Source organism: Deltaproteobacteria bacterium (assembly GCA_026388545.1).
Classification (GTDB): Bacteria; Desulfobacterota; Syntrophia; order Syntrophales; family UBA2185; genus JAPLJS01.
Genome location: JAPLJS010000075.1, coordinates 1 through 24,938 on the forward strand (window position 1 = coordinate 1; position 24,938 = coordinate 24,938).

Annotated in this window: 16 protein-coding genes and 1 tRNA gene; 8 read left to right on the top strand and 9 right to left on the bottom strand. The window is 45.4% G+C overall.

Translation table 11 applies throughout. The features are described from left to right. Positions 1-3,175, bottom strand: a 3,175-nt coding sequence (gene hrpA / locus NTW12_08960; protein MCX5846471.1) for an ATP-dependent RNA helicase HrpA, incomplete at its 3' end; no start/stop codon positions are given. A 419-nt stretch (positions 3,176-3,594) separates the two neighbouring features. Between hrpA and NTW12_08965 the strand changes: the two genes are divergently transcribed. Both NTW12_08965 and NTW12_08970 read left to right on the top strand, forming a co-directional pair. Next, entirely contained in the window at positions 3,595-6,297 is a 2,703-nt protein-coding gene (locus tag NTW12_08965; protein MCX5846472.1) for a glycogen/starch synthase, read from the top strand. Positions 6,298-6,906: 609 nt separating this feature from the next. After that, positions 6,907-7,047: a hypothetical protein gene (locus tag NTW12_08970; protein ID MCX5846473.1), complete on the top strand. Its 141-nt coding sequence runs from the start codon at positions 6,907-6,909 to the stop codon at positions 7,045-7,047. 90 nt (positions 7,048-7,137) lie between these two features. Here the strand turns inward: NTW12_08970 and NTW12_08975 are convergent, their stop codons facing one another. From NTW12_08975 to NTW12_08995, 5 genes are read right to left on the bottom strand one after another with little or no spacing between them, the layout of a single operon-like run. Further along, a complete protein-coding gene (locus tag NTW12_08975) occupies positions 7,138-7,818 on the bottom strand; it encodes a formyltransferase family protein (protein ID MCX5846474.1) in 681 nt (226 codons plus the stop codon). 50 nt (positions 7,819-7,868) lie between these two features. Continuing rightward, complete coding sequence (locus tag NTW12_08980) at positions 7,869-9,935, bottom strand: alpha amylase C-terminal domain-containing protein (GenBank protein MCX5846475.1); 2,067 nt, start codon at positions 9,933-9,935, stop codon at positions 7,869-7,871. Positions 9,936-9,975: 40 nt separating this feature from the next. Next, positions 9,976-11,550, bottom strand: coding sequence for a DUF4139 domain-containing protein (locus tag NTW12_08985; GenBank protein ID MCX5846476.1), 1,575 nt, complete (start codon positions 11,548-11,550; stop codon positions 9,976-9,978). Between the two features lie 22 nt (positions 11,551-11,572). Then, positions 11,573-12,895, bottom strand: a complete 1,323-nt coding sequence (locus NTW12_08990) for an amidohydrolase (GenBank protein ID MCX5846477.1) — start codon at positions 12,893-12,895, stop codon at positions 11,573-11,575. 14 nt (positions 12,896-12,909) lie between these two features. Further along, positions 12,910-14,238 (bottom strand): amidohydrolase, encoded by a 1,329-nt coding sequence (locus tag NTW12_08995; protein ID MCX5846478.1) that lies wholly within the window; start codon positions 14,236-14,238, stop codon positions 12,910-12,912. Between the two features lie 99 nt (positions 14,239-14,337). Between NTW12_08995 and NTW12_09000 the strand changes: the two genes are divergently transcribed. Together NTW12_09000 and NTW12_09005 are read left to right on the top strand one after the other, a co-directional pair. Next, positions 14,338-14,425, top strand: a tRNA-Leu gene (locus NTW12_09000). Positions 14,426-14,594: 169 nt separating this feature from the next. Continuing rightward, entirely contained in the window at positions 14,595-16,157 is a 1,563-nt protein-coding gene (locus NTW12_09005; GenBank protein MCX5846479.1) for a response regulator, read from the top strand. Positions 16,158-16,183: 26 nt separating this feature from the next. On the opposite strand, the gene NTW12_09010 is transcribed toward NTW12_09005, so the two are convergent. Further along, complete coding sequence (locus NTW12_09010; protein ID MCX5846480.1) at positions 16,184-17,185, bottom strand: potassium channel protein; 1,002 nt, start codon at positions 17,183-17,185, stop codon at positions 16,184-16,186. A gap of 88 nt (positions 17,186-17,273) precedes the next feature. Beyond that, positions 17,274-17,711, bottom strand: coding sequence for a MaoC family dehydratase (locus NTW12_09015; protein MCX5846481.1), 438 nt, complete (start codon positions 17,709-17,711; stop codon positions 17,274-17,276). Between the two features lie 255 nt (positions 17,712-17,966). Between NTW12_09015 and NTW12_09020 the strand changes: the two genes are divergently transcribed. Both NTW12_09020 and NTW12_09025 read left to right on the top strand, forming a co-directional pair. Beyond that, the gene (locus NTW12_09020) at positions 17,967-18,536 is read left to right on the top strand and encodes a nitroreductase family protein (GenBank protein ID MCX5846482.1); all 570 of its coding nucleotides are present in this window, start codon (positions 17,967-17,969) and stop codon (positions 18,534-18,536) included. A gap of 262 nt (positions 18,537-18,798) precedes the next feature. After that, positions 18,799-20,556: a carbon starvation protein A gene (locus NTW12_09025; GenBank protein ID MCX5846483.1), complete on the top strand. Its 1,758-nt coding sequence runs from the start codon at positions 18,799-18,801 to the stop codon at positions 20,554-20,556. Between the two features lie 97 nt (positions 20,557-20,653). Here the strand turns inward: NTW12_09025 and NTW12_09030 are convergent, their stop codons facing one another. Next, positions 20,654-21,640, bottom strand: a complete 987-nt coding sequence (locus NTW12_09030; protein ID MCX5846484.1) for a D-glycerate dehydrogenase — start codon at positions 21,638-21,640, stop codon at positions 20,654-20,656. Between the two features lie 194 nt (positions 21,641-21,834). On the opposite strand from NTW12_09030, the gene NTW12_09035 reads away from it, so the two are divergent. Together NTW12_09035 and NTW12_09040 are read left to right on the top strand one after the other, a co-directional pair. Next, a complete protein-coding gene (locus NTW12_09035; GenBank protein MCX5846485.1) occupies positions 21,835-23,196 on the top strand; it encodes an FAD-dependent oxidoreductase in 1,362 nt (453 codons plus the stop codon). 228 nt (positions 23,197-23,424) lie between these two features. Then, positions 23,425-24,936, top strand: coding sequence for a leucyl aminopeptidase (locus NTW12_09040; GenBank protein MCX5846486.1), 1,512 nt, complete (start codon positions 23,425-23,427; stop codon positions 24,934-24,936). The last annotated feature ends 2 nt before the right edge of the window (positions 24,937-24,938 follow it).

A 24,938-nucleotide genomic window follows, 5' to 3' on the forward strand; every position in this document is an offset into this window, starting at 1 on the left:
GGGTAATAGCCTTTTTCAAATACTTCAACTCTTCCTTGAAATAAATCGTGTATAAAACGGTAATGCCTTTATTATGCGATACTTCAGCCTCACGTTTGCTCTTGAATAAACGGACATGGACGCATCCTTCCCCGGCTTCGAGGCCCGGATACGCATAACCTTCAAAATATCCTCCACTCTCCAGGGTGATTGCATCCGGAAGCTCTCCGAAGTTCCAGGATGTAAGTCTCGTTTTTTCCCACAGCAGTCGCGCTTTGTTGAAGGCATTTGATTCCGCTTCAGCGATAATATCTTTCTGGAGAAGGCCGATATCCCTGCTTGATGCCAGTTCCTGTCCCTTGGAATCGATAACGGCAAAGCGGATCTTCAAATAATTGTCGAGACTATCTAAATGCCATAATGAGGCCGGTATATCCACACCGAACCTTTCATGGATAAAGTTCCCAAGGGCGGAGACGAGAGGTACGTTTCTATCATTCATTTCTGCCATGATGATGTCGCAGATTTGCGAAAAAGGCTGAAGCTTTTTCTTGTATTCCTTTGGCAGACCTTTCAAATGTGCAGTAATTTTCTCCCGGATGATACCGGGGATAAGCCAGTCTGCAGAGTTTGCAGGGATTGCGGAAATCATGTGAAGGGGAACCTTGAGGGTTACGCCATCTTCAGGGTGTCCCGGCTCATAATGATAACTGCAGGAAAAACGTTTCTCATCGAGGATGACCTCATCAGGATAAAGGGCGAGATCGTCGTGTTCCATGGTGTTAATCATTATATCCTCTTCCTTCATCCGAAGAAAGTCATCACTTCCCTTTTGCATGATCAGTTTTTGAAGGGTTCTTACGTCATAGATTCCCGGGAGTTTTTCATGGTAAAAACATGCGAGTTCGTGTTCACCTGCGAGGAGGTTGCGCCTTCTTATTTTATCCTCTATATTTTCAATCCGCTCAATTACATCCAGATTGTGAATCAGAAAGGGGAAGGGTTTCTTCACGTCTCCTTCCACGAGGGCGTTGCGGATGAATATTTCAGAGGCTTCATCAGGTTTGATCCGGCCGTACGAAACAGACCTCCTCTGAACAATTACCAGCCCGAAAAGACTAACCTGCTCGTAGGCTACCACTTCACCTCGATCCCGGCTCCAGTGCGGCTCGGAATATGTTGAACGGCACAGGTGCCCTCCCAGTTCCTCCAGCCATTCACTTTTGATAGTGGCCGCCATTCGGGCAAAAAGACGGGATGTCTCAATCATCTCAGCGGCCACAATCCAGTTTCCGCCTTTTTTAAAGAGACCGGAACCGGGAAAGATCATCACTTCTTTCCCTTTTGCGGCAGTATAAATGTTCTTTTCCTTTTTTATCGCTATGTTGGAAAGATACCCGGAGAGGACCGATTTGTGGATGCCTTCGTAGAGGGTTTTATCATCTATATCCTTGCTTATTTTTATATTCAACCCCTGCTCATCCAGAATCGATGTGAGCTGGTCATAAACGTCAATCCATTCCCTCATCCTTCTGAATGAAAGAAAATGATCCCTGCAGAATTTTTTCATCCGGTTCTTGCTTTTCGCGGTGCGCATCAAGCCGTGGTACTGGTTCCAGATGCGAAGAAGGGTCATGAAATCGGAAGAGGGGTCGGCAAAACCGGCGTGAATTTTATCGGCCTCGGCCGCATGTTCAGAAGGCCGTTCTCTCGGGTCCTGAGTGCTCAGTGCGGAGGCAATGATCAGAATTTCCCCCACACATCTTTCCTTTTCCGCCTCAATGATCATGCGTGAGATTCGGGGATCAATGGGAAGGCGCGCCATCATCCTTCCTTTTTCCGTCAGTGAATACTGCTGATCATCGCCCATGCCTGTGTCCTTATTCCGCGATTCAAGCGCCCCAAGCTCCTTGAGGATTTCAATACCGTCCCTGATGTTCTTTGGATTCGGAGGATCAATGAAAGGGAATGCTGATATCTCTCCCAGATTGAGGGAAAGCATTCTCAGGATGACATCAGCCAGGTTTGATCTGAGAATTTCAGGTTCGGTAAACAGGGGCCGGTCTTCATAGTCGGCTTTATCGAACAGACGGATACAAATCCCTTTCTGCACCCGGCCGCATCGTCCCTTCCTCTGGTCCGAGCTGCTCTTCGAAATGGTCCTGATGGGCAGGCTAGTCGTCCGGGAACGGGGATTATATTGGGAGATGCGTGCCAGACCTGTATCAATCACGTACCTGATACCGGGAATGGTGATGGATGTTTCCGCAACGTTTGTCGCTATCACAATCTTCCTATTGGGTGTTGGCTGAAAGACACGGCGCTGTTCCATCCAGGGAAGGCGGGCAAACAACGGAAGAACGGTAGCTTCATAATCAAGCTTTGCCTCAATGAGTTCGCACGTTTCCCGGATATCCTGTTCCGTGGGCATGAATATAAGAATATCCCCGCCATATCTTTCTGACATGAGCTTTTCCACGGCGATGACCGCCGCATCGACATAGCTGATCTCTCCTGATTCCTCCAGTTGATGATCGAGGGGCTTGTAGCGCACTTCCACGGGGTACATACGGCCGGAAACTTCAATGATCGGGGAGTGAAAGGCGCGGGAGAACTTTTCCGTGTCGATTGTTGCCGATGTGATGATGACTTTGAGATCCCTTCTTTTCCGAAGGAGAGTCCTTAGGATACCCAGGACAAAATCGATATTCAGACTTCTTTCATGGGCTTCATCAACGATGATGGTATCATACCTGCTGAGGTATGGGTCATTCTGAGCTTCGTTCAGGAGAATCCCGTCCGTCATTATCTTGATGTAGTTGTTTCGTCCAGACCTGTCTTCAAAGCGTATTTGATAACCCACGGAACGACCGATCTCTTCTCCAAGTTCATCGGCGATCCGATGGGCCACGGTTATGGCGGCAACCCTTCTTGGCTGTGTGCAGCCGATGAAACCGTAAATCCCCCTGCCGGCTTCGAGACACATCTTGGGTATCTGTGTCGTTTTTCCCGATCCCGTTTCACCGGTTATGACGACCACCCGGTGTCTCTTTATGGCCTGTATGATGTCATCTTTTTTTGCAGTAATCGGGAGAGCTTCCGGGTAGGTGATCCTGGGAAGATTGGCAAGCCGTGCGGCCTTTATTACATCACTATCTCTCAGTGTCTTCTGTTTTAAAATTCGCTTATCGATCATATGTAATGATTATTTCATGAATCTAATTATAATGTCAATAAGAGTGACATAGTGACTTCTCTAAACGGCGGCATGATAAAGAGCTAACGAAGCGGGCGTTTCCATACCAGGTATTCGCGGGGCAAGGGTTAGGAGAAGGGCAGGGCGTTACTTTTTTCTTCAGTCATTATACTCTACGTTTACATCCTTCACAAAAAGTTATATACTAAACCATAATCACGAAATGCCGCCTGAGCCTGCCCTCGAATGTATTTTTCGGAGTGGGAATGAAAGGGAGGTGCAGGAATGACAAGGGGTACGAAAAAGCGTCTGGGTTCCGCTCTCTGCCATTATGAGGATTTGCACCGCGGGTATGGCTTCACGCAATGCAAGCTTTGACGAATAACACCCGCCGAAATTGAAGAAAGGGGGTTCTTCAAATGCCGCTCGCCACATTTTATTTCCAGCTTCATCAGCCATTCAGGCTTCATCCTGATCGGAAAAAATTTCTCTGGGATGAAAGTAACATTCAGATATTTTTAAAAGTGGCGGAGAAATGCTACCTGCCTGCTTTACGTATGTTTACCGAACTTCTTTCAAACTACCGCGATTTTAAAGTCACCCTCAGTATGTCGGGCACATTTCTGGAACAGGCCGAGCTCTACCAGCCGGATGTGATCACAGCAATACAGGAAATGATCGATGCGGGGAGGGAAAACCAGCAGGTCGAGTTTCTCGATGAAACCTATTATCATTCTCTCACCAGTCTGTTTGCAGATCCCCAGAAACAGGAGTTTCGAGATCAGGTAACGCTGCACAGAGAAAAGATGCATAAGCTGTTTGGTATTCTGCCTATGTCATTTAGAAACACAGAACTTATGTATAACAACCAGATCGCGGAAGTTGTTGCCGATATGGGTTATGTATCAATTCTCTGTGAAAAAAGAGACGACATGTTTATGAAGCGAAACCGTCCCATTTCCCCGAATGCCGTATTTCGGTCTAAAGGGAGTAATCTGATTGTAATCCCTAGAAACAGGGAATTAAGTGATGATATCGCATTCAGATTTCCTCATGATCCTGTTTCCCCTGACAAATATGCATCACACATCGCAAAAATTGATGGTGAGGCTGTTTTGTTGGGCTATGACTTCGAGCACATAGGCGAACATATCTGGGAGGATAAGGGGATATTCGAGTTCTGGAAGGGATTACCGGAAGCGCTGTCAAAACATCCAAACATTGTAGTGGTAAATCCCTCAGAAATTGCTGAACGATTCAAAGATGCCGATTGCCCGGCTATAGATATTCACGATTTGTCGACATCTTCTTGGGCCGATAAAGAGAAAGATACTTACGGCTGGCTGGGAAATACAACCCAATATGATCTCTTTAAAGACATAGAAAACATGGAACGGGATGTAAAGAGAGCAGGAGGTGAACTCCTTATGAGATGGCGGCATTTGACCACATCGGATCATGTGTATTTCCTCCATGAGAGGATCGGTGAAGATCACGCCGTCCATTTCTATTTTAACCCGTATGGCGGCTCCATAGCGCGGCCGGCTCAAATACTGACCCGGAAGATCGATGACCTCCAATTGCTTATAAAACGATTCCACATCTTAAAGCATGGGGGCAAAACAGCTGTTTTAATGATCACACCGGAAACAGGAAGGTTGCCGGAGGACATGGGAGGCCTGTCAAAGTATATCACCGGAAAAAGCGGTGGGCAGGGAGAGGTAATTTCTGCCTTGTGTGAGGGGCTTTCGGAAAGGGGAATTGATGTTCACCTGGTGACGTTGAACCTGAAGAAGCGATTTCAGCGCGAACTGCAGTTGGATGATTATCAATGGAGGGAAATCAGGTACAAGATTGATCCGGAAAAGATTCACCTCGTAAGTTCAGCCGTTTTTGCAGATAACCTCAGTGCATATGCCGGTGATCCGCTCATGACCGCTGCGGAATTTCAAAAGGAAATCGTCAATAATATCATCAAAGAAGTGAGGGCAAAGCATGAGGGTAGGATAATCATCCACAGTCACGACTGGATGGCGGGAGGCGCGATAACCGCCTATGCAAAAGCAACGGGAATACCTGTTTTGCATACCGTCCATAATGTATTCACAGAACATCTGCCGGTTGATCTCCTGAGAGGAATCAATCTGATAAACATGGCTGAATTCATCTTTTTGTCCGAATATGAAGGGAAGCAGGCAATAGACTGTCAGGCCACAGCCATAAAGAATGCGACTATGATCAATTTTGTCGGGAAGAGGTTTTTAGAGGAGATTGTCGATGATTACTTCTTAGACAGACCTATTGTGCCCCCAAGTGTTCGCCAGGAAGTTAAGGCAAAATATTATCAGGATTCTGCAAGGGCAATAATCAATGCACCTTCTCATATGATGTATCCTGAAATGTGTGACTACTGTGTCAGGAAATTTGGTCCTGATGATCCGGTTCTTGAAGCGAAAAGAGATAATCTCCTTGAATTTCAGAAAAAGACGGGACTTCGGATTGATCCGGATGCGATACTGTTTTTCTGGCCTTCACGGCTTGACCCGGTACAAAAAGGAGTTGAACTTCTTGAACACATTGCCCATCATTTCGTAACGGTGCACAGTGATGCACAGATTGCAATCATCGGCGATGGTGTCGGGAATGATCGCAGGCATGTTGAGATTTTGGGGAGAATCGCCTGCGCATCAAAAGGCAGAATAACCTATCAGCCGTTTAGTGAAAGTCTTTCCATGCTGGGTTATGCCGCTGCACATGATGTCTTCGGTGCTTCACTGTATGAACCGTGTGGGCAGATCGACCAGATAGGAAACATATTCGGGGCGACGGCTACCAATCGCGACACGGGCGGGTATCATGACAAGATCAGGGAACTCTACCTCAAAAGAGACGGTTCACCCCAGGATGTCGGCAACGGTTTTCTCTTCAGAGATTATGATACAGGCGGTTTATGGTTCGGTTTGAATAAGAGTATTGCCTTTCACAGGAGATCCCCGAAAGTAAGAGAGAAACAAATTAAACGGATTATGAAGGAAGCGAGAGAAAAATATGATCTGGGGAATATGATTGCCGAGTATATCAGAATCTATGAAAGACTGAACGGGGGCAGACCGCTTATTTAGCAATAACATCAATGTCATTGACTTAAGAATATTATCTCTTTTAAGTCCCCCTTTGTAAAGGGGGATTCAGGGGGATTTTAATTGCATTCCATAAAATCTCCCCCAACCCCTCTTTAGAAAAGAGGGGGGTCAAAGTGCTTAAGTCAATGACATTGATCACGTTCCATAATACGAGTATTATGCTCGTATTTTACTATTAATAATTTAGCATTATTTTTTTAAAGAATATCCGGCCTCTAAAATACTCTTTTTGTAAAAAATCATGAAATCGTCGAAATTCTTTACAGATTTAATTGTATTTCTATAACAAATTAAAATTCTTATGGTATCAACAAAAAAACACAAGTTTACCGCTTCATTTAATACCGAAAACGTCGGAATTCTTTACAAGTACAATTCCCCCGGAGCCACCCCATACTGAAATACCTTATATATATCAGATACATGTAATATTGGTACATAATTTGCTTATTTTTAACCGCAAATAATTACGGTGAAGGGTGAATCTTAATATAACCTCAATTTCAATACACAGTAAGTCTATCAATGAAGAATACCTGGTTGAGAGAAAAATCTGAAGAAATTCGACACGTTTATCGGGGAATGGATATGACGCCAGCTGATAAAGGATTGGACTGCTTTGTCAAAAGAGTCCAGGAAGATATGACGAAAAATAAAATAAGCGAGGCTGAAGGAAACTGGCTTATCGTAATGACCACGGTCGTTATCAGCATGCTTACGTCACAATAAAAAAATAAGTATATCTTAACTCTTGAGAAGTAGTATTTTATTTAAGTGTACGTTGAAATAAGTCATATTAGTGGCATAGATGCCTTGGCCCTATCTCTTCTCATCTAATATTTTCCTTGCTGCTGCCCTTACTCCTGCCGGTAAGAAGATCCATTCATATTCTAAAACATGTTTCTGTAATTTCTCGGCAGCATCTTTCAGATTCAGTGTTCCCTTGTGCAGCTCTAGTATTATTTCATTGGGAATCTTCACCGGAGCCCTCATGACGATTGGACCTTGATCAATAGGAAAGCCAACTTCATGAATTGTGACGTATGTTTCAAAATCGTCTTCAGGCTTCTTCAACTGACGGTATATAATATCCATGGCATCTGACAAAACGCGTTCATGAACTTTAATGCCATACATGTGCCTTCCACCATATTTGCATGTGTCTGCCGGATGAACGTTGATGATAAAAACTCCTTCTATGGGATATATTTCCCAAACGCACCCCGCTAAAACAAGTAACTGAATATTGTGTTCTTTTGAATATTGATTCAGCCGCCAGTTAAAATCGGAAACTTCCTGCTTGCTCTTACATTCGATCACTTCACTCTTAATTTTCTGATTTACTGCTTTCCCAAGGCAGCCGGCGTCAACTTTGGTGCTTATCAGTCGAAGATCCGCAATTTCAGGCATAAAGCCTATAGTATAAGCAAACATAACGGCATTTGCGTCTGTGCCACTGCCGGAGGCTATGATTCCTCCGTTAATACCTCCAGTTTCCATAACGGTCACTCCTATCGTCTTTATCAGTGGTCATAACGCACACTGAATCATTAGCCGGTTCTGCGCAGGACTAACGCGGTCCGGGTCGGTAGATAGATAGTTGCTCGATGCCGTGTTCCCCCGTCGGGAGGCGTTTCAGGCCTGGTGAAATAAACCTGACCGGGTTGAATGCGTGAAGCCCCTCCGAATTCCTCCGCATCGCTATCAAGGATCAGGTGATATTCTCCGGGGGGCAGGTCGACAGGATAGTCTGAGAAAGAGTGTGTTGGATTGAAGCTGAAAATAAATACCAGACCGGCGCGCTCGAAGCCGAGTAGCTGGTTTTCCTGGTGTTCCAGAAGGAGCCGTGGTCCCGGTGCATCAAGAAGAGCAAATTCAATGCTGATGCGCATCATTGCCTTATCGAATTCGGCAAGAAATCGGTAGATCAGTTTCGTGTCATCGCGCAGGTTCCACTGGCGGCGTGCATATTGATATGACCAGTTATTCCCTTCACGAGGAAAATCGATCCAATCCGGGTGCCCGAACTCGTTTCCCATGAAATTAAGGTACCCGTTACCGGCAGTCGCCAGAGTAATAAGGCGGATAAGCTTATGCAGCGCAATGCCCCGTTCTACCTTCACATTGGATTCAAAAACATTCATGTAATAGTACATATCTGCATCAATAAGACGGAAGATCAAAGTCTTATCACCGACGAGGGCCTGGTCATGGGACTCCGCATAACCAATAGTTTTTTCGTCCGCCCTACGGTTGGTAAGTTCGTAATACAGGTACCCCAAGGGCCATTGCTCGTCGGGCTTTTCCTTGATAAGTTTGATCCAGTAGTCGGGTACACCCATGGCGAGCCGGTAATCGAAACCGTAGCCGCCTTCCTCTATCGGCAAAGCCAGCCCCGGCATGCCGCTTACATCTTCAGCAATGGTAATGGCGTCGGGCCGTATTGAGTGGATGACTTTATTGGCAAGCGCAAGGTAAGCGGCCGCATCTTCATCAACATTGTCTCCGAAGTAGTCATCGTATGAAGTGAATATCCTCTCCAGACCGTGGTCGAGGTAGAGCATGCTCGTGACGCCGTCGAAGCGGAAACCGTCAAAGTGATACTCATCAAGCCAATAACGGCAATTGGAAAGAAGAAAATGGAGAACCTCCGGCTTACTGTAATCAAAGCAGCGGGAGTCCCACGCCCAGTGAAAACCCCGGGAGCCGTCATGGAAGTACTGATAAAAAGTCCCGTCAAAACGGCTGATCCCTTCCTGTTCGTTTCGGGCCGCATGGGAGTGTACGATATCCATAATCACCGCAATACCTGCTTCGTGTGCGGCATCTATCAGCTCCTTAAGTTCTTCGGGCGTACCAAAGCGAGAGGAGGCGGCAAAGAAGCTGGAGACGTGGTATCCGAATGATCCGTAGTAAGGATGTTCCTGGATGGCCATGAACTGTAGAGTATTGTAACCTGCGTCAACCACGCGGGGAAGAATTTTTATCCTGAACTCGCTGAATGTCCCGATTTTTTCCTCGCACTGTGCCATTCCGACGTGCGCTTCATATATCCTTGCTGCTTCAGATAGTCTTTGATAGCATGGTTTTCGCCACTGGTAGGCGTTGCGCGGATTCCACACCTGGGCGGCGAAGAGTTTTGTATTGGGATCCTGTACTACACGGCGGGTGTAGGCGGGAATACGTTCCCCCCAACCGCCATGCCATTGAACAAAGAGTTTGTAAAGCTGGCCATGTTCAAGCCTGGCGAATGGCAGACGCAACTCCCAGTTTCCACTTTCACTGATTCGCTGGAGGGAGAACTCAGGCTCTTTACGCCATCCGTTATAATCTCCAATCAGAAAAATGGCTGTGGCATTCGGCGCCCATTCGCGAAACACATATTCATTGTCTTTGCGATGGAGACCGAAGTACTCGTGCCCGGAAGCAAAATCTGCAAGCGATATGCGGCCACCGGTAAGTCGCTGCTCCACATCCTGAAATTTCCTGTGCCTGCGCCGAATTACCGACGCATAGGGCTTAAGGAGAGGATCCCTAAAAAGTAGCGCAGGTTCTAAGGAACGAGACAATTTATCCTTTCCGTTTTTCGATTGGTGGTGATTTCTTTTTAGCGGCATTACCTAAAGCACCCTTTCCTCAATGAATGTTTCATTACATTCATCGCCTCCATCCGAGATCCAGATTCATATCCTTCGGTGCTTCTATTCTTACGGTCGTGAATAGAGACTTCTTTTGTCCTGCCATTATCTCAAGGTTCCAGATCAACGATGACGGGGTTTTTTCTGACGGATCGGGTTCGTGTTTTAACGACACTGTGATTCTTTCATCACGGGGCTGGGGATTTGGCTCTTCAAGAAGTACCCTGACGGGGGAGGTTCTGGAATTCTGAACATCAATGCGCCAATCCCATGAGTACGTTTGCTTGTCCTGTAAAAAGTTTTTTTCACCCGATTTCTTCGAGAGTAACTGCGTGCTTGATGTAATAAGGGGATCAGTACCAAAGAAGATGGACGCCTCCTGTCCGGCCAGCGCAAAATCCCGCTTTCCTAAAATTGCGCCGTCAATCATGAATAACGCGCTACCGGATGGGATTTCTTTCGGTTCTGTAAACTTGACGGAAGCCCTGACAAATACCTGGTTGCTCTGGCTCGGTCTTGCGAGAAAGATGAATTCAGAAGGCCATATCTCTTCATCAAGTTTTACCTTCTGTTTCGATCCCGCAGGAATATTTTTTTTGCCAATCTGCCAAAGTGAATACGTGCTCTGTCTGATCTGCCGTGGCACAGGGGGTGCTTCTTCAGCCGCTGCGAGAACTTCGGCACGGTCTTCGGCTGCTTCTGCTTTCATGGCCCTTTTGCGCACCCCTTCTAAGCGGTACACAGGTCGCGGCTTGATAATCCAAGGCGGTATATCAGCCGGAGCGGTAGATGTCGGCGGTTTCAGGGTAGCTAAATTGATACTCACATTATTCCAGTCCTGACCTGAACTCTGCCAGATTTCCGCTTCCCATGTAAAGAGTATCTGCTTATCTTGAGGCTTTGCTTCAAGACGATACAGGGGCTGCCATCCGCAACCGGCTAAGGAGTACGTATAGGTGAGCGTTTCTTCAGCGTACCGTGACCCCGAAAGAAGAAGGGTTACCTCCCAGGCGGTTTCCTTCTTTCCCGCAGCGCGATCGAGATCATCCTGTAAATTTGTAATCTGTTTGTCCAGCATTTCGAGTTCAGATTCCTGCGAAAGTTTATCCTGATAGGCTTTCTTGATATTTTTGCCGATAGCAGCGGCCATGTTGTGGGCATCCGGGATCGTCTTTACCTTCGCCTTGGTTTGTAACTGCCAGAACTGAATCTGCGCGTCAAGGGAACGAATCAACGCTTGCAGTTTTTTTCTTTCATTTTTGCGCTGTTCCAACTGTTTTCGAAGGTTCGATATTTTTATATCATCCTGGCGGATAACCTGCCGCCAGGCCTGATCATCGATTCTCATTTTCGAATCATGTGGTAAGCGGGTCACGAGAGAATTCGGATCAGCCTGTCCCGGAAGAATGAAGACAGCTTTCTTTATATCTTTTCCTTCAGTTTGAAGTTTTACTTTCGCTACTTCAAGAACCTGCGCGGATTCAGGAAAGAAAGTAACCTCGCGCGGAGCTGACCAGGAGTTTGCCGGAGTGAGGCAGATAAAGAATGCAAAGACTGACACCCATTTCTTTGTAAATATTTTCATGTCCGGCATCTGCTAACCTCCAGAAACAGTATTAATGATCTGCAATAGTTTGAGAAATCTTTTTTACTTCGTACATGATTGAAGGTAAATCGACATGCAAGAGTTCTCTTTCATGCATTATAATTCTACCTCCAATAATGCTCGTTTTGACATCAGAACCGGAAGCCGAATAGACAAGCTGTGAATAACAGTTATACATCGGCGTAAGATGCGGTTTCTTGATATCGACGATAATTATATCTGCAAACTTCCCTGGCTCAATGGAGCCGATCCTGTTTTCTAAACCCAAGACCTTCGCTCCGTTCACCGTGGCCATTTTTAAAACCGTTTTCGCATCCATCACTGTCGGATCCATCCGGATTACCTTGTGCAACTTGGCAGTGGTGCCCATCTCTCTAAACATGTCCAGGTCATTATTGCTCGCGCATCCATCGGTGCCAAGCCCCACGGTGATTCCTTTTTTTATCATAATCGGGATGGGTGCACACCCTGCCGCCAGTTTCATGCTGCTTTCGGGATTGTGAGATACTTTAACGTTGCAGTCACGCAGAATTTCTATTTCGTCATCTTCAAGCCAGTTGCAGTGGGCAGCTACGGTACGATCATCTAATACGTCGAGGTCTCTGAGGTATTTGACGGGCGTTTTCCCGAACCGTTTCCTGATAATAACCACTTCGTCTTTTGTTTCGGATACATGAATGTTGTACAAAACTTCTGCCTTACGTGCAACATTTTTTATAAACGAGAGGGTTTCGGGAGCACAGGTGTACGGTGAGTGGCAGGCGAGGGCAGGGATGATCAAAGGGCCTTCTTTCTGCCATTTGTTAATAAATCCCTCCGCTATATCAGCAATTTTTACAGGGTCATTTGGATTGGGAAGATCGATAAATCCCTGGCAGACGACGGCACGCATACCGGAATCAATTGCTGCACGGGCGACGCTGCTTTCATAAAAATATGCATCGCAAAAGGTTGTGGTACCGGAAAGAATCATCTCTGCAATTGCAAGCATGGCGCCTGCATACACCATGTCTCGGTTTACGAAACGTGCCTCGGCGGGAAAAATGTAGTTATTCAGCCAGTCCATGAGGGGAAGGTCATCGGCAAGTCCCCGGAAGCATACCATGGGCAAATGTGTGTGAGTGTTGATTAATCCAGGCATTACTATAGAGCCGGAAGCATTCAGAACTTTTTTTGCCGTGTATAAAGTTGCACCGTGCATATCTTTGTGCGTAACAAACTCGATCTTTCCATCTTTGATGCCGATTACCGGATGGTCGATGACCTCCAAGGCATCAGACATGGTAAGAAGGGTTCCGCCTTCGATTAAAATGTCAAGTTCATTATTTTCCATGAGCTTGTCCACGCTTAGTTTATGCCAAGACTATTTTTAATTTTTAAAGCAGTTACTTCAATCGTTGCCATTATATCATTTTCGTCTATTGTGAGAAGCTTTCGATTTTTCAGCACGACTTTCCCGTTGATTAAGACGGTGTCAACATCAGCTCCATTAAAAGCGTAGACAATATGGGAATATTCATTGTAGAGCGGGGTAAGATGGGGCTTGTTTAAATTGATGATAATTATATCCGCCTTCATGCCTACCTTGAGAGAACCGACAAGTTTGTCCATTCCTAAAACTCTTGCCGCATCACAGGTGGCCATGCGGACAACGGTCTTTGCGTCCATCACTGTCGGATCGAGCTGGACGACTTTATGGAGTTTAGCGGCAGTATCCATCTCCTGGAACATATCCAAATTGTTATTGCTTGCACAGCCGTCGGTGCCGAGACCAACTCTAACACCTGAGGTCATCATTTTTGTTATTGGTGCGACACCGGAGGCAAGTTTCATATTACTTTCCGGATTGTGAACCACCTTGCATCCGTGATCGGCAAACATATGTATATCTTCTTCATCCATCCAGACACAGTGAAAGGCAATGAATCGTTCATCAAGGTAGCCGATATCCTTCAGAAAGGATGTTGGGGTTTTTCCATACTTTTCTGTTAGTTGTTCCTTTTCGATTCTGGTTTCAAGATAGTGCGTGGCAATGCGAGCCCCGTATCTGTCGGCAATTTTCTTTGAACCTCTCAGAAGGCTTTCGGAACAGGTATAGAGGGAATGGGGTTCAACAACGATATTCACCAGCGGATCGTTTGCCCATTTTTGGATGAGCTTTTCTGTGTATTTCAGACCTTCCTCCGGTGTTTTTACACTGGGGGATGGGAAATCAAAGAGAACCTCGCCGACGAGACAACGCATGCCTGCAGATTTCGCTGCCCTTGCCACGTCATCTTCAAATATATACATATCGCAGAATGTCGTTGTTCCGGACTTGATCATCTCTGCGCACGCAAGCAGACTTCCCAGATAAGAAAAATCTTTGTTTACAAACCTGGCCTCCGCGGGAAATATATAGTTATTCAACCAGTCCGTAAGCTCAAGGTCGTCGGCTAATCCTCGGAAATATGTCATGGGGGCATGTGTATGACAATTAACAAGGCCGGGCATTACCAGGGAATTTTCTGCGTCGATGATTTCCCTGGAAGTATACTGGTTCTCAATTTCCTCATTTGTTCCGATTGCAATGATGTTCTCGCCTTCAATGGCAATTGCACCATTTTTAATCAAAGTACCCTTTTCATCCATAGCCAATATCCTGCCGCCGGAAATTAGCTTGTCAACTTCTTTCACCGCACGATACCCCCGCCTTAAAATTGATGAGGTGCTTTATATCATCCAATTAAACTCTTGACACGTATTTTTAAAAATAATAAGAAAATATCGCGTTATGCCTGGGTGGCGGAATTGGTAGACGCAAGGGACTTAAAATCCCTCGATACATAGTATCGTGCCGGTTCGACTCCGGCCCTAGGCACCAGTAATAACAAGGGGTTATGCTCTACTCAGGGCATAACCCCTTTTTTGCTTCAATTATGTTCATAAATAATTGAAATATTTACTCGTATAGTGTACAAACTTATTGATTTCTTTTCTTAAAAACGGAACTAAATGTAGGAGGGTATGCGCTATTTAAGGAGCTATCGGAGATGGAAGTCAAAGAGAAAACAAAAGGGCAGGCCATAAGAGAGTTGGAAGAATTGGATCAGCATGCTACTAAATTAAAAGAAGGAGAATCACATAACAAGCCGGCTGAGGAGTTACGGAAAGAGAATTCATCACGAATACTGGTTGTTGATGATGCCTCGGTAGACCTGGAGCTGCTGAAAAATATTCTTACGAATCATGGTTGTCAGGTAAGTACGGCCTCCAGCGGGAACATGGCACTGAGATCAGTGCCGGTTGAGATGCCGGATCTGATCCTGCTGGATGTGAAAATGCCGGGTATGGACGGCTACGAGGTTTGCCGTCTGCTGAAGTCCGACGGACAAAGCCCCCAAATTCCGATAATCTTCATCAGTTCACTTGACGAGACCGAAGATATAGTTAAGGGCTTCAATGCGGGAGGTATTGATTTCATCAGCAAACCGTTTCAACCAGCCGAGATTATAGCCCGTGTAGAAACACACTTGGCCTTACGGCACCTGCAAAAGAAATTAGAGGCGCAAAACATTCAACTACAACAAGAAATTAATGACCGCAAGCAGGTGGAGGAGGAGTTACAGCGATCACACGATAATTTAGAAAGACTGGTAGCAGAGAGAACTGACGAACTGCTCATAAAAAACCGGCAACTGGAAGCAGAGATCGAAGAGAGAAAAAAGGTTGAGGAATATTTAAGGGAATCAGAACAGCGCTTGTCTGATATTATTGATTTTTTACCCGATGCAACGTTTGCTATTGATAGTAAAGGTAAAGTAATTGCATGGAACAGGGCCATTGAAGAGATGACCGGTGCAAAGCCAGAGGACATTTTGGGGAAGGGGGATTATGAATATGCCCTGCCGTTTTACGGTATTCGGAGGCCGATACTGATTGATTTAGTGTTTAGCACCGATGAAAGGGTCAGGAAGGAATATTCTTTTTTTAAGAAAGAGGGAGACGTTCTTTTGGCCGAAGGTAATGCATCTGTCAAGAATGAAATTCGAGTACTTTGGACTAAAGCCAGTCCTTTATACGACTGCAGGGGTAATATTACGGGCGCCATAGAGTCTATCCGCGATATCACAGAGCGCAGACGGTCAGAGAACGCTTTGAAAAAAAGAGAAAAGGAATTGGATGTCAAAACCCGAAACCTCGAGGAACTCAATACCGCTTTGAAAGTCCTGCTGAAACAGAGAGAAGATGACAAAAATGAGATTGAAAAGAGAACAATGTCTAACGTCAAGGAACTCATTATACCCTATATCGACAAATTGAAAAAGGGAAGCTTGGATAGCAAAGATATGGCGTATCTAAGCATAGTTGAATCAAATCTCAACGGTATTTTATCCCCATTTTCACACAGACTTTCCACAAAATATATGAGTTTTACTCCTAAAGAGCTTCAGATAGCTCATCTTATCACTGAAGGTAAAACAACAAAGGAAATAGCCGAATTGTTGAACACATCTACCGGAACAATTGATTTTCATAGAAACAATATCAGGAATAAACTGAATCTGAAAAATAGAAGGGCCAATCTTAGATCATATCTTTTAACATTATCGTGAAAAAAGCATTCTTCCTTCCATTTTACCTATGATGCGGCACATATTTGGGCGAAGCGACCGACATTCTTATCTTCACCGAGAGCTATAAGTTTATCGCCTTTCGAAATGATATAATTTGCCATGGGGTTGAATATCATTTGGCCGGTATCTTTTTTAACCGCAATAATTATGAGACCGTAATGTTGTCTGATTTCTGATTCCTCTAATGATTTATCGATAATGGGTGATCCGTCGCAGATAGCGAGTTCTTCCATTCTCAGTCCAAGGCTCTGCCTCCTTGTTGTGATCTCAATGAAATCAAGCATTGCAGGCTTTGTAATTGCCATGGCCATTCTCATACCTCCCAGGGTGTAGGGAGAAATGACCCGATCGGCGCCCGCTTGCAGGAGTCTGTGTTCAGATTCCATTTCTTCGGAGCGAGAGAGTATATAGATATTCGGATTAAGTTCTTTCGCAGTCAGGATTACATAGAGATTTTGCGGATCGGTGGGGAGTGTACAAACAATACCCTTTGCCCTTTTTATACCGGTTTCAATAAGCGTCTTGTCCTGTGCGGCATCCCCCTTATAATATACGAATCCTTCTTCCTCGATTTTCTGAATGGCTTCCGGATTGTTATCGATCACGACAAAATCGACTTTTTCCGCTGATAACTCCTTGCATATGAGATATCCAATCCGGCCACACCCGCAGATAATGTAGTGATTGTTCAGTTTTTTCAGCATTTTTTCCAATTTACCCCTTCCTAAAATTAATCTGAAGCGTGACTCGACCATGGTTTCCGTGAAGAGAACAACGGTATACAGCATAGTGCCGACCCCAAAAATAACCAGAATAACAGTGAATATCCTTCCCTCTTCTGTTTGAGGATAATAATCACCATACCCCACAGTAGAAAGGGTTATTACTGTTGTATAAAGAGACTCGGACAAGCTCCATCCCTCAATAAGGTGATAACCTAATGTGCCGATTATAAAAAGTAAAAATAAACCTAACAGGGCTATTTTTAGATTGGTGGTCGGTATCAAGGAGACCTCCAAAATGATGTTTATGACTTTAAGATACAGAATAACTACATCGTTGTAAACAAAAGATGATGTGAATATTCAGAAATATTTACTCCTGTCTCTTTACGCATGAAGGCATGACGAGATGAGCCGTGCCTGTTATAACCGTGACGTTATCCTGATTTATGACCTCAGTGAGGAGCTTCACCAATCCTTTATCCGGATCCCAATCCGTTACTTTGGCACGGGCTTTTACCTGATCACCGGGCCTGACGGGAGCAAGAAAACGTAATTGCTGGCTTAAATAAATTGAACCAGGGCCTGGCAGAACGGTTCCCAACAATGATGATATTAAGCCGGCGACAAGCATACCTGGGGCAATTCGACCTCCGAACAAGGTACTCTTTGAGTATTCTTCGTTTAAGTGAACAGGATTTTCATCGCCGGATATACGAGCAAACGTTATAATATCTTCATCACTGATCAATTTTGTCAGTGTGGCTTCTTCTCCGATTGTAAAACTTCTCCGCTCTGTTATTTTTTCCATTCGTATCTCCGATCTGTCCACTCCTTTACCGATTTCATTGATTCTCCTTTATAGGTTACACTCCGCTGAATCGTAAGATCAAACATCCTGCTTACCTTGATCTTGCAAATTATCAGATGTTTTTATATGATTTATTGGATATCTTCCAAGCCTGAATCGTACCGTATAGTTGAAATAGTATCCAATAAAAAAATATTTTGTATCGATTGAGCAATTGCAAATGGCACAATATGTTGAGGATTGAGGAGGCATGCAATGGTGAAAGAATTGATTGTGAAGAACAGGAGCTGCAGGAGATTTTATGAGAACTACTCAATAGATATTGAAACGTTGAGAGAGCTTGTTGATTGTGCGAGACTCTCTGCGTCGGGGGCAAACCTGCAACCGTTAAAGTATATTCTTTCCTGCGATTCTCAAAAAAACTCTCTGATATTTTCAAATATTGCATGGGCAGGGTATTTAAAAGAATGGCCGGGTCCTGAGGAGGGGGAAAGACCATCTGCGTATGTTATCATCCTTGGCGATAGAACCATCAGCCCGACATTCGGGTGCGATCACGGCATCGCTGCTCAAAGTATTCTTCTTGGCGCTACGGAAAAGGGTCTGGGAGGGTGTATGATAAACTCTGTGAAGAGGACTGAGCTGCAAAGAGTTCTTACTATACCTGAACAATGTGAAATTCTCCTGGTCATAGCAATCGGAAAACCGAAAGAAAAAGTCGTCATCGAACCGGTTGGCGCCAAAGGTGATATACAATACTGGCGGGACAGTGAAGGAGTTCATCATGTGCCGAAGCGGTCTCTTGATGAAATAATAATTGGCTGAACCTTACCGAAAAAAATCAAATATCGCTTGAATATAAAAAAATATTGTATATTATAAACGATTGTTCGACGGAGCATGTCCGTTATCCGTGGGTAGAGTAGGGAAGCGGGTTTAAAAAAAACAGGAATTACCTGTCAAAAATGCCGAATCTGTAAAGGAGGGATGTGATATTTCGATAAATTTGACGGTGGTGAGTAGGCACACGGAAAATTGGAGATTTAGCGATAAGGTTTGGTTAAATGAGTAATATAAGGAGAACGATATGAATGCAGCATTACTTCCTATAATAGCAGCTGTTTTATTCTATTTAGGTTACCGGTTTTACGGAAGGTATATTGCAAAAATATTTAAAGAAAATGATGCCAACCCCACGCCGGCGGTTACAATGAAGGATGATATAGACTATGTGCCAACGAAACCGATTGTCTTGTTCGGGCATCATTTCGCGAGTATTGCCGGCGGCGGACCCATCATCGGCCCCACGGTCGCGATGATGTTCGGATTTATCCCCGTATGGCTGTGGGCTGTGTTGGGGAGCATCTTTATCGGTGCGGTACATGACATGACGGCGCTCTTTGCGAGCGTTAGGGAAAAGGGCAAGTCCGTTGCGGAGATAGCAAAATCGACCTTGGGAAACACAGGATTTTTTCTCTTTATAAGTTTTACCATCCTCGTGCTCTTGCTTGTCACCTCGGCATTTCTTGGCTTGACGGCAACGGCGCTGACTTCGTTGCTGTCATTGGACGTACTGAAGTTGGATCCCTCCCAGACGGTGGTGAGGACAATAATGGTAGGGGGGGTAGAGAAGGCCGTGATAGGCGGTATCGCCTCCACGTCCGTCATCGTTATCACCTGTTGTGCCCCTTTCATCGGCTACCTGGTGTATAAAAAGGGGATCAATGTGTATCTCGCCTCCGGTATCGCCATCGTTGTGTGCTTCGTATCAGTTGTCATCGGCATGGAGTATCCGGTTCAGTTTAGCCCCAATACGTGGATGATCATCCTCTGTTTCTATACATTCCTTGCCGCGGGAATCCCCGTCTGGATTATCCTGCAGCCGCGGGATTTCACAAATTCCTTTTTGCTCTATAGCGGTATTCTTGCATTGTTTATTGCCGCCATCGTGGCCGGCTTTAAAGGTGTTACCTTTTCAGCCCCGGCGTTCAATGTCGCCGGAGGAACAGCCAAGATGGGTCCCATCTGGCCGTTTTTATTTATCACCGTCGCGTGCGGCGCCATTTCAGGGTTCCATTGTCTGGTTGCCGGCGGGACGTCTTCAAAACAGGTTTCAAAAGAATCGGATATTAAAAAGATTGCCTACGGCGGGATGCTGTTAGAGGGTTTGCTTGCCATCGGCGTCCTCGTCGCGGTAGGATGCGGTATCGCGTTTTCTGACTACGCGAATATTGTATTTCCGACCGTCGCAGGGGCAAGATCAAACCCCATTCTGGCATTTGCCGCCGGAGCAGGCGGCTTGTTTGATAAGGCATTCGGGGTACCGCCTGTGTACGGGACGGTGTTCGGAATCCTCCTTGTGGAGGGTTTTGTGGTGACAACACTCGATACGGCAGTCAGGCTCAACAGATATTTATTCGAAGAGCTCTGGCAGGTGATATTCAAGGATGTTCCGAAGGTAATGAAAAGCTATCTCTTTAACGCTGCGCTCTGTGTGGTCTTTATGTACCTTCTGGCTTACAACAATGCGTTCTTGGTCATTTGGCCAGCCTTTGGTTCCGCGAATCAATTGCTTGCCTCCCTGGCACTGATTGCCGTGTCCGTATGGCTCGTAAACAGAGGAGTCAATGCGTTGTTCACCGTAGTGCCGGCGATATTTATGATGGTGACAACCATATATTCTCTGTTTATTCTGCTCATTGAAAAATATCTTCCCAAGCAAAACTACGCGCTGGCTGCATTTGCCGCATTGATGATCATTCTGTCCATCGGAGTGATATGGGTAGCGTTTAGAAAATGGCAGGAATTGAAGAAGAGCGGTAAAATAGCAGAAAGTGCAGCATAAGAGTAATGGTATAAAAAAACAGGTTTTAATAACAGGATTTAGAGATTTCAAGAAGGGACAGATCACACTGTCCCTTCTTTTTTCATTGTGCCATCATCTATAAACGTCTTTTCGGCAGCACCTCGGGATTGACGAGGTTTGGAGGCACATGACCGCTCAGCCCGGCGATGAGATTTTCAGATGCCATAGTGGCCATTCGTATACGGGTTTCCAGTGTGCCGCTTCCTACATGCGGGAGCAGAATAACATTATCAAGTTCCGTTAAGCCGGGAGTCAGGGCAGGTTCATTTTCGTAGACATCCAGACCGGCGCCGCCTATTTTTCTGTTTCGGAGAGCCTCAAGCAAAGCCTGTTCATCGACCACGGGACCACGCGACGTATTAATCAGGTAAGCTGTAGGCTTCATACGGGAAAGTTCATCCGCACCGATAAGATGTTTTGTGTGTTCCGTAAGTGGAACGTGAAGGGATACAAAGTCCGCTTCCATAAGTAATGTCTTCAGACTGACATATTCCGCATTGAGTTCTTTTTCTTCCGATATATCGATTCTGCTGCGGTTGTGATAAATGATCCGCATGTCAAATCCTTTCGCCCTTCGCGCAACGGCCTTTCCGATTTCTCCGAGGCCGATAATCCCCAGGGTTTTCCCCGTAACGTCACGACCCAGAAAGAGCATGGGCGCCCAATACCGGAAGCGCCCCTCTCTTGTAATCTTATCACATTCCACTAATCTCCTGGAAATGGACAAGATCAACGCAAATGCCAGTTCCGCGGTGGCGTCCGTCAGTACGCCGGGCGTATTGGAAACAAGTATCCCGCGGGCGGTGGCGGCTTTAACGTCGATATTATTGTAACCAACGCCGAAGTGGGCAATCATTTTTAAAGAAGCTGCCTTGTCAAGGACTTCCTCATTGATAGTGTCCGTTATCATTGAAATAAGACCATCACTATTTTTGATACCCTGGAGAAGCTTTTGTCTTTGAAAGGGCTTGTCTTCGGCATTTGCTTCCACCTGATAGTTATTTGCAAGGATAGTCATAACTTCTTCGGGGATACGTCCCGTGACGATTATACGTTTCTTCATCGCTATCACAATTATCCGGATGTTTATTTTTAATTCACAACATAGAGAGAGATATATACATCATTTCTTAATCTCGCGAAAGTCTGATTTGTCGCGAAGTGATTATAGCCTAACGCAGGGAGCTTGATTTAAGACGGAAAGTATGAGATTGTAAATCAAAATAATAATGAAAGAACAGGTGGGATTTTAAACACATGGACTACAATGTAATCATCATAGGGTGTGGACCGGCGGGGATATTTACGGCACTGACCCTTGCGGAAAACGGCATCGAAGGGGTAATCCTCTTCGATCAGGGCAATGAACTTGAGAAACGTTCAAGACGCGACGCAAGAGACGTCCTCTGCGGGTGGGGAGGCGCCGGAGCTTACAGTGACGGAAAGCTCAATATTTCAAATGAAGTAGGCGGCTATCTTTCAGAATTTCTCGATAAAAACGACCTCACACATCTCCTGAAGAGCACAGATGAAATCTTCGTCAAATACGGAGCGCCGGACCGCATATTCGGAGACTCAGCAGCGTCGGTTGAAGAAATTGCCGATCAGGCCAGTCTTGCAGGGCTCGCATTTATTCCGACAGTTATTCGCCATATTGGTACAGAAAACTGTCAGCGAGTTTTAAGTAACATGAGAAAGGCTCTTGACGGTAAAGTTGAAGTCAAAACATGCTGCCAGGTTCAATCATTGATTGAAGAAAATGGGCAAATCAACGGTGTGAAGCTTGCGGACGGTCAGATCATAAAGAGCAAATACGTTGTTGCCGCGCCGGGAAGGGTAGGGGCCAATTGGATGAAGGGGGAAGCGGAATCGCTCGAACTGAGAACAACGTCGAGCCCGGTAGACATCGGCGTCCGCGTGGAATTGCCTGCAACTATCCTCAAAAAAATAACGGATATTACCTACGAACCAAAGCTAATTTATTATTCAAAAACATTTGATGATAAGGTTCGCACCTTTTGCATGAATCCTTACGGAGAAGTAGTCATTGAAGAAAGTGAAGGCATAACCACAGTAAATGGCCATAGTTATGCCAAACGAAAAAGTGATAACACCAACTTTGCAATTCTCGTAAGCAATACATTTACCGAACCTTTCCGCGATCCCATCGCATACGGTCGCTACATAGCGAGACTTGCCAACCTTTTGGGTGGCGGTGCGATTGTTCAGAGATTAGGGGATTTACTTGCCGGCAGGAGATCCACGAAAGATCGCATTGACCATTGCCTGACAAGACCGACACTCTTGAAAGCTACACCGGGCGATCTCAGTTTTGTGTTTCCGTATCGTCACTTGCAGAGTATAATCGAGATGCTTCAGGCTCTGGATAAACTTGCGCCCGGAGTTTATTCCCGGCACACCCTCCTTTATGGAGTCGAAGTTAAATTTTATTCGAACCGCATAGAAGTATCACGGGAAATGGAAACAAAAGTGAAGAATCTTTTTGCCATCGGTGATGGAGCCGGCATTACAAGAGGCTTATTGCAGGCATCTGCATGTGGCGTATTAGCCGCACGGGCCATTGCTTCCCGTATAATGGGAACTCACACAAATACATAATCAATGTCGTTGACTTAAGCACTTTGACCCCCCTCTTTTCTAAAGAGGGGTTGGGGGAGATTTTACGGAAGGCAATTAAAATCCCCCTGAATCCCCCTTTACAAAGGGGGACTTGAAAGAGATAATATTCTTAAGTCAACGACATTGAATACATACGATTAAATCAACACTCTTCCCATTGAGAAAATCTCACTATGAGTGAGTCATATTGCATAATCAGGAGGTAAAATGAAAATTCTTGTTAAGAAAGGGAACATTACGAAGTTCAAATCTGAGGCCGTCGTTGTGCCACTCTATGAAGACGCAAAGGAGCTTCAGGGAACGTCAGCACTTCTTGATAAACAGAGCGGTGGGCTCATAAAAGAAATAATAGACAGGAATGATTTTGAAGGTAAGCACCTCCAGGTATCGGTAGTATATACAAAAGGAGACATACCGGCAAAACGGATTGTTTTAGTGGGTATGGGGAAAAAAGCGGATTTCACAATGGACAAAATGAGATGCGCCTGTGCGACAGCGGCACGACACGTAAGATCATTGAAATTGAAAGAATTTTCGACATCTCTGGATTTCATTTATACCGATAAGCCTCTCGATCAGATCATACAGGCCGTTGTGGAGGGTGTGTTTCTCGGCCTTTATCAATTTACGCCTTTCAAGACTGTGGACAGGGATAAAATCACGGAAATAAAAGAATTCATACTCGTAGAAGAGAAAGATGAGACATATAAAAGTATACTATCCGTGGCAAAAGAAGCGGAAATTATCTCAAACGCCGTGTATTTTACGAGAGATATGGTTTCACATCCGGGAAACATGATGACCCCGACAGATATGGCAAACGAAGCACGTAAAGTTTCGTTGAGAAAGAACGTGAAATTAACAATCTTTGACGAGGCAAAGATAAAGAAAATCGGCATGAATGCCCTTGCTGGTGTTGCGAAAGGAAGCGATGAACCTGCCAGGTTTATTATCCTGGAATACCTTGGTGGAAAAAAGACAGCCCCGGTTATCGCTTTAGTCGGTAAGGGGCTGACATTCGACAGCGGCGGTATTTGCATAAAACCGCCCGACAAGATGGATGAGATGAAATCCGACATGGCCGGCGGTGCTGCGGTGATGGGAGCAATTATGGCGGCATCCGATCTGAAGTTGAAGGTGAATGTTATTGGCCTGATACCGGCAACAGAAAATCTTTCGGGCGGAAAGGCATGCAAGCCTGGCGATATCCTGAAATCGCTTTCCGGTCAAACCATTGAGGTCGTAAATACGGATGCGGAAGGCCGGTTAATTATGGCTGATGCACTTACCTATGCCGGGAGGTATAAACCGGCAGTTATTGTCGACCTGGCTACATTGACGGGTGCATGTATCGTTGCCCTTGGCAATCATGTAACAGGAATGATGGGAACAGACGACAAACTGAAACAGAAAATAAAAGATGCGGCAGATGTGACTGGTGAGAAAGTCTGGGAACTCCCTCTATGGGAAGAGTATCATGAGTTGATAAAGAGTGATGTTGCGGACTATAAAAATACCGGTGGAAGGCCGGGCGGCGCTATCACAGCTGCCGCGTTCCTCAGCAAATTCGTAGGCAATTACCCCTGGGTGCATTTAGATATTGCCGGTCCCGCATGGCTGACAGAGAATAAACCCTATATCCCCAAAGGGGCATCGGGTGTAGGTGTCCGCTTGCTGGTTCAGTTCCTCAAAGATTGGCAGAAAGAGGCCAATAATTAAAG

Coding starts and splice junctions, on each gene's coding strand:
- NTW12_09030 (MCX5846484.1), bottom strand. CDS start 21,640: ATGAAGAAACGTATAATCGTCACGGGACGTATCCCCGAAGAAGTTATG.
- NTW12_09040 (MCX5846486.1), top strand. CDS start 23,425: ATGAAAATTCTTGTTAAGAAAGGGAACATTACGAAGTTCAAATCTGAG.
- NTW12_09035 (MCX5846485.1), top strand. CDS start 21,835: ATGGACTACAATGTAATCATCATAGGGTGTGGACCGGCGGGGATATTT.
- NTW12_09015 (MCX5846481.1), bottom strand. CDS start 17,711: ATGGAAAAAATAACAGAGCGGAGAAGTTTTACAATCGGAGAAGAAGCC.
- NTW12_08965 (MCX5846472.1), top strand. CDS start 3,595: ATGCCGCTCGCCACATTTTATTTCCAGCTTCATCAGCCATTCAGGCTT.
- NTW12_09025 (MCX5846483.1), top strand. CDS start 18,799: ATGAATGCAGCATTACTTCCTATAATAGCAGCTGTTTTATTCTATTTA.
- NTW12_08985 (MCX5846476.1), bottom strand. CDS start 11,550: ATGCCGGACATGAAAATATTTACAAAGAAATGGGTGTCAGTCTTTGCA.
- NTW12_08980 (MCX5846475.1), bottom strand. CDS start 9,935: ATGCCGCTAAAAAGAAATCACCACCAATCGAAAAACGGAAAGGATAAA.
- NTW12_08975 (MCX5846474.1), bottom strand. CDS start 7,818: ATGGAAACTGGAGGTATTAACGGAGGAATCATAGCCTCCGGCAGTGGC.
- NTW12_09020 (MCX5846482.1), top strand. CDS start 17,967: ATGGTGAAAGAATTGATTGTGAAGAACAGGAGCTGCAGGAGATTTTAT.
- NTW12_08970 (MCX5846473.1), top strand. CDS start 6,907: ATGACGCCAGCTGATAAAGGATTGGACTGCTTTGTCAAAAGAGTCCAG.
- NTW12_09005 (MCX5846479.1), top strand. CDS start 14,595: ATGGAAGTCAAAGAGAAAACAAAAGGGCAGGCCATAAGAGAGTTGGAA.
- NTW12_08990 (MCX5846477.1), bottom strand. CDS start 12,895: ATGGAAAATAATGAACTTGACATTTTAATCGAAGGCGGAACCCTTCTT.